This is a genomic window from Sphingomonas sp. Leaf25 (assembly GCF_001421635.1).
Taxonomy (GTDB): Bacteria; Pseudomonadota; Alphaproteobacteria; order Sphingomonadales; family Sphingomonadaceae; genus Sphingomonas.
On sequence record NZ_LMKU01000029.1, the window covers coordinates 225,256 to 236,815 of the forward strand.

General features: G+C 67.2%; 11 protein-coding genes. 8 read left to right on the top strand and 3 right to left on the bottom strand.

The features are described from left to right. Nucleotides 1-32: 32 nt before the first annotated feature. Genes ASE78_RS12750 through ASE78_RS12760 form a run of 3 tightly spaced genes read right to left on the bottom strand, consistent with a single transcriptional unit; the run spans nucleotide 33 to nucleotide 2,429 of the window. Complete coding sequence (locus ASE78_RS12750; RefSeq protein ID WP_056497769.1) at nucleotides 33-515, bottom strand: glutathione peroxidase; 483 nt, start codon at nucleotides 513-515, stop codon at nucleotides 33-35. Next, nucleotides 512-1,186: an ABC transporter ATP-binding protein gene (locus tag ASE78_RS12755; protein WP_056497774.1), complete on the bottom strand. Its 675-nt coding sequence runs from the start codon at nucleotides 1,184-1,186 to the stop codon at nucleotides 512-514. The genes ASE78_RS12750 and ASE78_RS12755 overlap by 4 nt, the downstream gene beginning before the upstream one ends. Beyond that, the gene (locus ASE78_RS12760) at nucleotides 1,179-2,429 is read right to left on the bottom strand and encodes a lipoprotein-releasing ABC transporter permease subunit (RefSeq protein ID WP_055759958.1); all 1,251 of its coding nucleotides are present in this window, start codon (nucleotides 2,427-2,429) and stop codon (nucleotides 1,179-1,181) included. The genes ASE78_RS12755 and ASE78_RS12760 overlap by 8 nt, the downstream gene beginning before the upstream one ends. Before the next feature lie 844 nt (nucleotides 2,430-3,273). On the opposite strand from ASE78_RS12760, the gene ASE78_RS12765 reads away from it, so the two are divergent. From ASE78_RS12765 to eda, 8 genes are all read left to right on the top strand, one after another. Next, a complete protein-coding gene (locus tag ASE78_RS12765; RefSeq protein WP_055760554.1) occupies nucleotides 3,274-3,600 on the top strand; it encodes a MarR family transcriptional regulator in 327 nt (108 codons plus the stop codon). Then, a complete protein-coding gene (locus ASE78_RS12770; RefSeq protein WP_156351499.1) occupies nucleotides 3,530-4,423 on the top strand; it encodes an NlpC/P60 family protein in 894 nt (297 codons plus the stop codon). Before ASE78_RS12765 ends, ASE78_RS12770 begins: the two co-directional genes overlap by 71 nt. Further along, a complete protein-coding gene (gene argC / locus ASE78_RS12775; protein WP_056497782.1) occupies nucleotides 4,420-5,346 on the top strand; it encodes an N-acetyl-gamma-glutamyl-phosphate reductase in 927 nt (308 codons plus the stop codon). Before ASE78_RS12770 ends, argC begins: the two co-directional genes overlap by 4 nt. 396 nt (nucleotides 5,347-5,742) lie before the next feature. Then, entirely contained in the window at nucleotides 5,743-7,203 is a 1,461-nt protein-coding gene (gene zwf / locus ASE78_RS12780) for a glucose-6-phosphate dehydrogenase (protein ID WP_055759947.1), read from the top strand. Nucleotides 7,204-7,254: 51 nt separating this feature from the next. Next, the gene (gene pgl / locus ASE78_RS12785; RefSeq protein ID WP_056497784.1) at nucleotides 7,255-7,959 is read left to right on the top strand and encodes a 6-phosphogluconolactonase; all 705 of its coding nucleotides are present in this window, start codon (nucleotides 7,255-7,257) and stop codon (nucleotides 7,957-7,959) included. Further along, nucleotides 7,959-9,779 carry a phosphogluconate dehydratase gene (edd, locus tag ASE78_RS12790; protein WP_200911055.1) on the top strand — a complete coding sequence of 607 codons (1,821 nt, stop codon included), beginning with the start codon at nucleotides 7,959-7,961 and terminating at the stop codon, nucleotides 9,777-9,779. The genes pgl and edd overlap by 1 nt, the downstream gene beginning before the upstream one ends. 40 nt (nucleotides 9,780-9,819) lie before the next feature. After that, complete coding sequence (locus ASE78_RS12795; protein ID WP_056497786.1) at nucleotides 9,820-10,788, top strand: glucokinase; 969 nt, start codon at nucleotides 9,820-9,822, stop codon at nucleotides 10,786-10,788. Beyond that, nucleotides 10,785-11,408 (top strand): bifunctional 4-hydroxy-2-oxoglutarate aldolase/2-dehydro-3-deoxy-phosphogluconate aldolase, encoded by a 624-nt coding sequence (gene eda, locus ASE78_RS12800; protein ID WP_056497787.1) that lies wholly within the window; start codon nucleotides 10,785-10,787, stop codon nucleotides 11,406-11,408. Before ASE78_RS12795 ends, eda begins: the two co-directional genes overlap by 4 nt. The last annotated feature ends 152 nt before the right edge of the window (nucleotides 11,409-11,560 follow it).

The following is an 11,560-nucleotide window of genomic DNA, read 5'->3' on the forward strand; positions in this document are numbered from 1 at the left end:
ACGTCGCCCGCGATCAACCGGGCGGCGGCGGTTCAGCCAAGCAGCCGCTCGATGTCGGCGGTCAGTTCTTCCGGTTTGGTGGTAGGAGCATAGCGCTTCACGACCTGCCCGGTGCGGTCGATCAGGAACTTGGTAAAGTTCCATTTGATCCCCTCGCTGCCCAGCACGCCGGGCGCCGCCGCCTTGAGGTGGCGAAACAGCGGGGTGGCATCCGCGCCGTTGACGTCGACCTTGGCGAAGAGCGGGAAACTCACGTCGTAGGTCAGCGAACAAAAATTGGCGATTTCCGCCGCGTCGCCCGGTTCCTGCCCGCCGAACTGGTTGCAGGGAAAGCCGAGCACCGCAAAGCCCTGCGGGCCATAACGGCGGTGCAGCGCCTCCAGCCCGGCATATTGCGGAGTGAAGCCACATTTCGAGGCAACGTTGACCACCAGCAGCACCTGCCCGCGACAGGCCTCCAGCGTGGTCGTGGTGCCGTCGGCGGCCGTGACCGGCAGCGCGTGAAGATCGGTCATGCCAGCACCCCGTCGTGCAGTCGCACCACCCGGTCCATCCGGGCGGCCAGGCGTTCGTTATGCGTCGCGACCAGCGCCGCCGATCCCTGCCCGCGCACCAGCCGAAGAAACTCAGCGAATACGACATCGGCGGTCGCCTCGTCGAGGTTGCCGGTCGGTTCGTCCGCCAGCACCAGCGCCGGGCGATTGGCGAGCGCGCGGGCGACCGCGACGCGCTGCTGCTCGCCGCCCGACAACTGGCTGGGGCGGTGAGTCAGGCGATTGCCGAGGCCCAGCGCGGTCAGGAGTTCGGTGGCGCGGGCGTCGGCCTCCTTGCGGTGGCTGCCGCGCACCAACTGCGGCAGGACGACGTTTTCCAGCGCGTTGAAATCGGGTAGCAAGTGGTGGAACTGATAGATGAAGCCCATCCGGTCGCGGCGGACCTCGGTCCGGCCGTTGGCGCTGGCGCGGGCGACCTGCTGGCCGCACACGAGGATTTCGCCCTTGAAGCCGCCTTCGAGCAGGCCGACCGCCTGGAGCAGCGTCGACTTGCCCGAGCCGGAGGGGCCGAGCAGCGCCACGATCTCGCCGGGTGCGACGCGCAGGTTCACGCCGCGCAGGACGTCGATCGTCGCCTCCCCTTGGGTGAAGCTGCGACGGAGGTCGCGGGTTTCGAGGACGGCTTCAGTCATAGCGCAGCACCTGGACGGGATCGGTATTGGCCGCCTTGAACGCCGGATACAGCGTGGCGAGGAACGAAAAGAGCAGCGCGGTAAGCGCGATGCCGACGATCTCGACCGGATCGACCTTCGACGGCAGTTCGGTCAGATACCGCATCGTCGGGTCCCAGATCTCGATCCCCGTCACCTTGCCGATCCCGGCGACCACCTGCTGGCGAAAGGCGAGGAACACGAAACCCAGCACCAGCCCCGCCCCCACGCCTAGTGCGCCGATGGCGGTGCCCACCGTCATGAAGATGCGCAGCAGCGCGCCGCGCGTCGCGCCCATCGTGCGCAGGATCGCGATGTCGCGCGTCTTGGCACGCACCAGCATGATGAGCGACGACAGGATGTTGAACACCGCGATCAGGATGATGATCGACAATACGGTAAAAGTCACGATGCGGTCGACCGACAACGCCTGGAACAGTTCCGAATTGAGCTGCCGCCAGTCGGACACCTGCGCCTGCGCGACGAATTTTTCGCGCAACGGAGCCATGATCCGGTCGATGTCGTCGGGGTCGTTCGTCTCGATCTCGATCATGCCGACCGAGTCGCCGGTGAGGAGCAGTTGCTGCGCATCCTCGATCGGCATGATGACGAACGCCTTGTCGTAATCATACACGCCGACCTCGACGATCGCCGCAACGCGGTAGGGCACCTGACGGATCATCGTGCCGAACGGCGTTGTCGGCCCCTGCGGGCTGATGATCGTCATCTCGCTGCCGACCGTCACGCCCAGTGCCTGCGCCAGCCGCGAGCCGATAACCACATTGCCGCTGCCCGCCGTCACCGGACCGAGCGAACCCAGCTTCACATTGTCGCGGATCGTCGGGGTCGAACGGATGTCCTCGACGCGCATGCCGCGGGTCAGGATGAATTCCGACCGGCCGTTGTAGGTCGCGAACAGCGGCTGTTCGATCAGCGGCGTCGCGCTGGTGACGCCGGGCGTGCGGCGCGCTTCGGCAGCGATGCGTTTCCAGTCGGGCAACTGGTTGTTGTAGCCCTGGATGATGGCATGGCCGTTCAGCCCGACGATCTTGTCGAACAGTTCGGCGCGGAAGCCGTTCATGACGCTCATGACGATGACGAGCGCGGCGACGCCGAGCATCACCGCGACGAGGCTGATCGAGGCGACGAGCGCGATGAACGCCTCCCCCCGACCGGGCAGCAGATAGCGGCGGGCGATCATCCGCTCGTAGCGCGACAGCAGCATGGGGGTGGTTCTGGTCCTGACAAATACGGTTCGCCTGTCGCTGTAGGTACGCCCCGCCCCCCCCGCAAGGGCGGCTGTTGCACAATGAACACATGGTGAAGGAAAGCGTAAGCACAGGGTCGCTGGGCTGGTGACAGCAACAGTTCGGACACGTATCGAAGACCTCACGAAACGCAGGCACAACAGGCCACGGTTCGGGGAGGCCAACCGGCTCCGCCCTGGAAGGGGGGAAGGGGCGTAGAAGCGGTGGCTGACAAGGGGGCTGACGAGCGATCGTCACGCAGGCGGCCGGGCTGGCGACAGTCCGGCCGTTTGCCGTTCGGGGCACGCAGGTTTTGCGAATAGTGTAAACATCGGTGCGTGGTGGCCGGTTCCGGGGGCTGGTCCTTTCACATAGTGCCGGCCACGGCCGGGATCTTCCAAGGACAGCGCGCGACGGGAGTCGCCTGAAGCTTCGGCTTTCGCCGGGGCGACGGTTCTGTGCGGATGGATCACACGCCGGCGGTGCGCCGGGGCGGCTTCCCCGGGGTGCGAAATTTACACGACTCGATGACTTTTCGGGGTAATTCCCGGGAAGTGTTTTGTTTGCCCTGGGTCGCTCGGGTCCAACCGAAGCCTCGGTTTCGGGCGCGGAAGTCTACGCCCCCTGCCTTTGCGAACCCGGCCGACCGGCAGCATCAGTTCGACCGTCTCCGCAGCGCACCTGAACGTACATCCGTAACATAATCGTATCGAACGGGAAACTAAGCGCGCGACTGCGACGTTCCTGTTTCCGACCCCGCCGTACGGTCGTTTTGAACGTTAGGTTCCAGTGATGTTCCAAGCTGCGTTGCTCAAGAAATGGATGGACGGGCTCGTCGATTACGTCCGGTCGGGCGAACCTGATCTGACGAACCGTCAGATGGCGTTGATGATGATCGTCTACCTCCAGCCCGGACCGCATACCGTGCGCGGACTGGCGCGCGCCTTGAACGTGTCGAAGCCCGTCGTGACACGCGCCTTGAACAGACTGGGCACGCTCGGCTATCTGCGCCGTCAACGCGACGACGCCGACAAGCGCAACATCTTCGTCGCGCAGACGAGCGAAGGGGCCAATTTTCTTGCAGAGTTCGGGCAGTTCATGGACGGCGACGGAGTCGGCGACTTCAATCGGCGACACGCCACCGCGTAGCCGTTTCGCGCTGCGCGGGCGATCGGTCCGGCTCGACGGGCGGACCGAGGCGGTCCGGCGCGACCTCGCCGACATTCGTCTCGCCGACCGCGTGTTCGCGCCGCATTATGCGGTGGCGGTACGGCGCAGCGTGGGGCGCATGACCGACGTGACGACGAGCGCGGGCGGCCCTGTCCTTTCGCAACTGCTGCCGGGCGAGCCGTTCGACGTCCTCGAATTCACCTCGACCCACGCCTGGGGTCGCTCGCCGATCGATGGCAGCGTCGGGCTGGTCGCGCGCGACGCGCTGATCGGCGAATACGCCGTCAGCCATATCGTGGTGGTGCGCGAGAGCGTGGTGTACGCCGACCGCTCGACCGCCACCCCCCTGCCGATGCCATTGCCGATGGGTGCGCGCGTCGCCGCGACGGTAACGGGCGACTGGGCCGAGGTCGATGGCGGCTATGTGCCGGCCGAGCACCTGCGCGCGCTGTCCGACCTGTCGGGCGATCCGGTGGACGCGGCGCTGGCGCTGCACGGCGTGGCTGCCGTGGCCGGTGGCCGGTCGGGTGCCGGGGTCGATGCGGCGGGGCTGGTGTTCCTTGCCCATGGCCTCACCGGCGAGGCTCCTGCCCGCTTCGTCGATTTGCAGGCGGCCGAGTTCGGCGTGGCCTTGGCCGGCGGCGATCCGCTGCGACACGGCGACCTGTTGTTCTTTGCCGATCATGTCGCGATGCTGGTCGACGGCGATACCGCGATCCATGCCGATGGCAGCGTGACGGTCGAGCCGATCGCCACGCTCGACCGGTTCGGCCCCGTACTTGCCCGGAGACGCCCCGCATGACCCGTTTGTTCATCGATGGTGCCGCCGGCACCACCGGCCTCGAGATCGCCGACCGGCTGGCCGGGCGCGCGGGCGTCGAGTTCATCACGCTCGACGACACGCAGCGGAAGGACCCGGGAGCGCGGCGCGACGCGCTGAACGCCGCCGATTTCGTGATCCTGTGCCTGCCCGACGATGCCGCGCGGCAGGCGGTGGCGCTGATCGACAACGACACCACGCGGGTGATCGACGCATCGACCGCGCACCGCACCGCCGATGGCTGGACCTATGGCATGGCCGAGCTGGAACCGTCGCAGCCCGGCGCGATCGCCACGGCGATGCGCGTGTCGAACCCGGGTTGTTATCCCACCGGCTTCCTCGCGCTGGTGCGGCCGCTGGTGCGCGCCGGGCTGATCCCGCACGACTGGCCGGTCAGCGTCAACGCGGTGTCGGGCTATTCTGGCGGCGGCAAGGCGATGATCGCCGAGTTCGAGGGTGGCGGTGCCGACACGGCGTATCGCGGCTATGGCCTCGGTCTCGCGCACAAGCACGTCGGCGAGATGCAGCGCCACGCGCGGCTCGCCCATCCGCCGCTGTTCACCCCCGCCGTGGTCGATACCTATCGCGGCATGGTGGTCGAGGTGCCGTTGCCGCTGTTCGCGTTCCAGCGGCGGCCGAGCCTGACCGCGATGGAGCAGGCGTTGCAGGATGCGTACCGCGAATCGCCGGTCGTCCGCGTGTTGCCGGGCGATGAGGCGGTGGTGGAGATCGAGGCGGATGCAGGCACCGACCGGCTGTCGCTCCGGGTGTTCGGCAATATGGAGACGGGACAGGCCCGGCTGATCGCGACGCTCGACAATCTGGGCAAGGGTGCGGCCGGGGCGGCGGTGCAGAACTTTAACCTGATGGCCGGGTTCGACCAGACTGCCGGGTTGGTGCTGTAAGGCGGGCTGTGGTCCGTTGTTCCGGGCCGCCCTTGGTTTGCCGGGCGGTAGCCTCGCAAACTTCGTCATTCCGGCGCAGGCCGGAATCCATGGACACGGGACGCATCGCAAGATTCGCGCTGGCTTGTATCCGTGGATTCCGGCTTTCGCCGGAATGACGGAGTTTTGGGGCGGGGTCCGTCCTTACGTTCGGAGCTGGGGCTGCCGCATTCACGATCGTCATCCCCGCAAAGGCCGGAATGACGATCGCGTGACGCAGTACAGACCTGTGCCCGCTCGCCGCCCCCCACCCTGCCAGACAATCGTTTTCACAAGTCGCATACCTATGCCGCCTTCGCGTTTGCGAAATTGGCTGCTAGGAGCGCGCACGACCGACGATTGGACCAAGGAGCAGGCATGACGAGGCAACCGGTGGCGAAGCTGCTGTTGTTCGGCGCGACGGGGGATCTGTCGCAGCGGATGTTGCTCCCCTCGCTCTATGGGCTGCATGCCGACGGGCTGTTGCCGCAGGGGCTGACCATCACCGGCACCGCGCGCCACGAGCATGACGACGAGGGTTTCCGCGCCTTCGCCCGCCACGCGCTCGACGAATTCCTGAGCGACGACCGCAAGGACGAGAGCGCGATCGATGCGTTTCTCGCGCGGTTGCACTATCAACCGCTCGATGCGTCGAACGTCGACGGCTTCGGCGTCTTGGCCGAAAAGCTGGGCGACATTTCGGGTGGCCTCGCGATCTTCCTGTCGACCGCGCCGTGGCTGTTCGGGCCGACGATCACCGGGTTGCAGGGCGCGGGCCTCGCCGGGCCGAACGTGCGGATCAGTCTCGAGAAACCGCTCGGCAAGGATCTGGCGTCGAGCCGCGAGATCAACGATCTGGTCGCCGCCGGCTTTCCCGAGGAGAGGACCTACCGGATCGACCATTATCTGGGCAAGGAAACCGTCCAGAACATCCTGGCACTTCGCTTCGGCAATGCGATGTTCGAGCCGGTGTGGAACGCGCGCGGCATCGACCATGTCCAGATCACCATTTCCGAAACGGTCGGGCTGGAAGGCCGCGCGGGCTATTACGACGAGGTCGGCGCGCTGCGCGACATGGTACAGAACCATGTGCTGCAACTGGTGGCCCTCATCGCGATGGAGCCGCCCGCCAAGTTCGACGGCACCGCGATCCGCGACGAGAAGGTCAAGGTCCTGCGCTCGCTCCGCCCGATCGGGCCGGCCGAGGTCGGCACCCACACCGTCACCGGCCAATATGACGCCGGCGCGGTCAAGGGCGAGATCGTGCGCGGCTACGACGAGGAGCTGGGCAAGGATTCGGATACCGAGACGTTCGTCGCGGTGAAGGCGCATGTCGACAACTGGCGCTGGCAGGGGGTGCCCTTCTACCTGCGCACCGGCAAGCGGATGACCGACCGCCATTCCGAAATCTCGATCCAGTTCAAGCCGGTGCCGCATTCGATCTTCGCCGATCGCGGCGGGCGGTTGCAGCCGAACACGCTGGTGATCCGGTTACAGCCCGAGGAATATGTCCGGTTGCTGGTGATGGCCAAGGAACCCGGCCTCGACCGCGACGGGGTGCGGTTGCGCGAAGTCCCGCTCGACCTGTCGCTGACCACCGCGTTCGCCGGCACGCGGCGGCGGATCGCCTATGAGCGCTTGCTGCTCGACCTGATCGAAGGCGATCCGACGTTGTTCGTCCGCCGCGACGAGGTGGAGGCGCAGTGGCAGTGGATCGACGCGATCCGCGACGGGTGGAAGGCCAATGGCACCGCGCCCAAGCCCTATCCCTCGGGAAGCTGGGGGCCGAACGCCAGCGTCGCGCTGACCGAGCGCGACGGGGTAACGTGGAACGAGTAGCGTTGGTCGCTCGCTTGACCCGCTGAACATTATACTACGGAACAGAGATACATGACCGAGATCGAATGGTGGGAATATGACGAACCCGCCGAGTTCGCCGCGGCACTCGCTGGCGACATCCAGTTCATCATCGAATCGGCGATCGACGCACGCGGCGCGGCGGTGATCGCGCTGGCGGGCGGGCGCACCCCTGCCCCGATCTATGACAAGCTGGTCAAGGCCAAGATCGACTGGAAGCGCGTGACGATCGTGCCGACCGACGACCGGATCGTGCCGATGGGCGACGCGCTGTCGAACGTCACCGGCCTTGCCAAGATTTTTCTGCCCAAGGGCACACGGGTGATCCCGCTGACCGCCGAGAAGGCAGCGGACTACAAGGCCGCCGGGCGCGCCGCCGACGCGCGGTTGCAGGACCTCCACTGGCCGCTGGACCTGTGCCTGCTCGGCATGGGCGGCGACGGGCATACCGCGTCGATCTTCCCCGGCCCCGATCTTACCGAAGCGCTGACCGGTCCGAAGGAGCGCCGCGCGCTGGGCGTGATGCCCGATCCGCTGCCGCCCGAGGCACCGGTGGCGCGGGTGACGCTCTCTCATGCGGCGATCGCCTCGGCCCGCGCGCTGATGATCGCGATTACCGGGGACGAGAAGAAATCGGTCCTCGAACGCGCGATCGATCAGGGGGCGTCGTCTGCCTATCCCATCGGCCGGGTGCTGGCCGAAGTCGAACTTCCCGTCGATATTCACTGGAGCGCATGATGGCCCTGAACGCCACGATCGCCGCCGTCACCGACCGCATCATCGAAGCGTCGCGCGACAGACGCGCCGCGTACCTCGCGCTGATCGACCGCGAGCGCGAATCGGGCGTCGACCGGCCGATGCTCGGCTGCGCGAACCTCGCGCACGCCTATGCCGGGACCGACGAGGACCGAGACGCGATGCGCCCGGCGAACCGGATGAACATCGGCATCGTCACCGCCTACAACGACATGCTGTCGGCGCACGCGCCCTATTACCGCTATCCCGAACAGATGAAGGTGTGGGCGCGCGAGGCGGGCGTGACGGCGCAGGTCGCGGGCGGCGTGCCGGCGATGTGCGACGGCGTGACGCAGGGCTATGCCGGCATGGAGCTGTCGCTGTTCAGCCGCGACACCATCGCGCTGTCGACCGCGATCGCGCTCAGCCATGGTACGTTCGAGGGCGCGGCGCTGCTCGGCATCTGCGACAAGATCGTGCCCGGCCTGCTAATGGGCGCGCTGCGCTTCGGCCACCTGCCGATGGTGCTGATCCCCGGCGGGCCAATGCGCACCGGCATCGCCAACAAGCAGAAGGCGGCGGTACGCGAAGCCTATGCCGAGGGGAAAGTGGGGCGCGAGGAGCTGCTCGACGCCGAGATCGCGGCGTATCACGGCAAGGGCACCTGTACCTTTTACGGCACCGCGAACAGCAACCAGATGATGATGGAAGCGCTGGGGCTGCATGTCCCCGACGCCTCGTTCGCCAATCCGGGGACCAAGCGGCGGCAGGAACTGACGCGCGCCGCCGTGCATCGCCTCGCCGAGATCGGCTGGGACGGCGACGATTATCGCCCGATCGGGCGGGTCGTCGATGAAAAGGCGATCGTCAACGCCGCCATCGTGTTGCTGGCGACCGGCGGGTCGACCAACCACCTGATTCACCTGCCCGCGATCGCGCGATCGGCGGGGATCGTGATCGACTGGGAGGATTTCAACCGGTTGAGCGAGGTCGTGCCGCTGCTCACGCGAGTCTATCCCAACGGATCGGCCGATGTGAACGGCTTCGAGGATGCCGGCGGGCCATCGTTCGTGATCCGCGAGCTGCTGCGCGGCGGACTGATGCACGGCGATACGCTGACCATCGCGAAGGACGGCATGGCCGCCTATGGCCGTCAGTCGGTGATCGAGGACGACCAGCTCGTCTGGCGCGACCATGCGCCGACGAGCGGCGACGACACCATCGTCCGCACGATCGACGATCCGTTCAGCGAGGAAGGCGGTTTCCGCATCCTGTCGGGCAATATCGGCCGGGCCTGCATCAAGGTATCGGCGGTCGACCGCGACCGCTGGGTGATCGAGGCACCGGCGCGCGTGTTCAGCGACCAGGCATCGGTGCAGGCGGCGTTCAAGGCGGGCGAACTCGACCGCGACGTCGTGGTGGTGGTGCGCCATCAGGGGCCCAAGGCCAACGGCATGCCCGAGTTGCACAAGCTCACCCCGGCGCTGGGCGTGCTCCAGAACCGCGGGTATCGGGTGGCGCTCGTCACCGATGGCCGCATGTCGGGGGCATCGGGCAAGGTGCCCGCCGCGATCCACCTGTCGCCCGAGGCGCTGGGCGGCGGGCCGATCGGCAAGCTGCGCGATGGCGATGTCATCCGGCTGGATGCCAATGCCAACACGCTCGAAGCACTGGTCCCCGCCGACGAATGGGCCGCGCGCGAGCATGTGCCCGTGCCGCCGGCCGCCGATGGCACCGGTCGCGAGATTTTCGCGATGATGCGCCAGGGTGCGAGCGAAGCGGAAGCTGGCGGATCGGCGATGCTGGCGGCGGCGGGGCTGTAAAACAGCCCGCCGTCCCCAAAGAACGACAAGAGGAGAGGCTATGGAAGTCGTAGCGGTGGACATCGGCGGAACGCACGCGCGCTTCGCCATCGCCGAGGTCGCGGGCGGGCGCGTGGTGCATCTGGGCGAACCGGTCACGCAGAAGGTGGCCGAGCATGGCAGCCTGCAACTGGCGTGGCGTGCATTCGAACGTGATCTCGGTCGGCCGCTGCCGCGTGCCGCCAGCCTTGCCGTCGCCTCGCCGGTCAACGACACGCTCATCAAGCTGACCAACAATCCGTGGATCATCCGCCCGCCGCTGATGAACGAGCGGCTGGGCGTCGACGTGTGGTCGATCATCAACGATTTCGGCGCGGTCGGCCATGCCGTGGCCCAGGTGTCGGACGATGATTTCATCCATCTGTGCGGCCCGGAAGGGCCATTGCCGACGCGCGGCGTGGTGACGATCTGCGGCCCGGGCACGGGCCTCGGCGTCGCGCAGTTGCTGCGCACCGACGATCGTTACCATGTGCTGGAAACCGAGGGCGGGCATCAGGATTTCGCGCCACTCGACGGGATTGAGGATGCGTTGCTCAAGCGGTTGCGCCGCGCGCATGGCCGGGGATCGGCCGAACGCGCCTGCGCCGGGCCGTCGATCGTGGCATGGTATGAGACGCTGGCCGAGATCGAGGGCGTGTCGGTGCCGCATAGCGACGACAAGACGATCTGGACCGCCGCGCTGGAGGGGACCGACAGCATCGCCGTCGCCGCGCTCGACCGCTTCTGCCTGACGCTGGGCGCGGTCGCGGGCGATCTGGCGCTGGCGCAGGGGGCCAAGGCGGTGGTGATCGCCGGCGGGCTCGGCCTGCGCCTCAAGGACCATCTGCTCGAATCGGGCTTTGGCACGCGCTTTACCGCCAAGGGGCGGTTCCAGACGCTGATGGCCGGGATACCGGTCAAGCTTATCACCCATCCCCAGCCCGGCCTGTTCGGGGCCGCCGCAGCCTTCGCGCAGGAGCACGCACGATGACCGTTTCGATTGCCCCCCTCTCCATTCAAACCATCATGCAGACCAGCCCGGTCATCCCGGTACTGGTCGTCCACGACGCCGCACAGGCGCGGCCGATGGCCGAGGCGCTGGTGAAGGGCGGCCTGCGCGTGCTTGAAGTCACGCTGCGCACGCCCGCCGCGCTGGAAGCGATCGCCGAGATGAAGAAGGTCGAGGGCGCGATCGTCGGGGCGGGCACCGTGGTGAGCGCGCAGCAGTTCGCGCAGGCGATGGATGCGGGCAGCGAATTCATCGTGTCGCCCGGCCTGACCGAGACGATCGCGCGGCCGATCCTCGACAGCGGCGTGCCGTTCCTGCCGGGCATCGCCAATGCCGGCGACATCATGCGGGGGCTGGACCTAGGGCTTACTCACTTCAAATTCTTTCCGGCCGAGGCGTCGGGCGGGCTGAAGGCACTGAAGGCGCTGGCTGCGCCCTTCTATCAGGCGAAATTCTGCCCGACCGGCGGGATTACCGAAGCGAGCGCGCCCGAATGGCTGGCGTTCGATCCGGTGCTGTGCGTCGGCGGAAGCTGGATCGTCGGTGCGACCCACGCCGAAACCGAAGCGCGCGCGCATGCGGCGAGTGGGTTGCGGGGGTGAGGGTTGGTGTAGCGGCCGCCCTGTAGCGACCGCTACCGTCACCCCGGACTTGTTCCGGGGTGACGGTAGTGGTGTAGGGTGCCCCACGTACTCCCCTCCCTGACAAGAGTTTCGGGTCGGTCATGCCCCCGGCATGACCTGAACAGTGCGGG

Bases quoted from the DNA above. Each gene is read 5' to 3' on its own strand.
- ASE78_RS12760 (WP_055759958.1), bottom strand. From the start codon at position 2,429: ATGCTGCTGTCGCGCTACGAGCGGATGATCGCCCGCCGCTATCTGCTG.
- ASE78_RS12765 (WP_055760554.1), top strand. From the start codon at position 3,274: ATGGACGGGCTCGTCGATTACGTCCGGTCGGGCGAACCTGATCTGACG.
- zwf (WP_055759947.1), top strand. From the start codon at position 5,743: ATGACGAGGCAACCGGTGGCGAAGCTGCTGTTGTTCGGCGCGACGGGG.
- ASE78_RS12795 (WP_056497786.1), top strand. From the start codon at position 9,820: ATGGAAGTCGTAGCGGTGGACATCGGCGGAACGCACGCGCGCTTCGCC.
- ASE78_RS12750 (WP_056497769.1), bottom strand. From the start codon at position 515: ATGACCGATCTTCACGCGCTGCCGGTCACGGCCGCCGACGGCACCACG.
- eda (WP_056497787.1), top strand. From the start codon at position 10,785: ATGACCGTTTCGATTGCCCCCCTCTCCATTCAAACCATCATGCAGACC.
- pgl (WP_056497784.1), top strand. From the start codon at position 7,255: ATGACCGAGATCGAATGGTGGGAATATGACGAACCCGCCGAGTTCGCC.
- argC (WP_056497782.1), top strand. From the start codon at position 4,420: ATGACCCGTTTGTTCATCGATGGTGCCGCCGGCACCACCGGCCTCGAG.
- edd (WP_200911055.1), top strand. From the start codon at position 7,959: ATGGCCCTGAACGCCACGATCGCCGCCGTCACCGACCGCATCATCGAA.
- ASE78_RS12755 (WP_056497774.1), bottom strand. From the start codon at position 1,186: ATGACTGAAGCCGTCCTCGAAACCCGCGACCTCCGTCGCAGCTTCACC.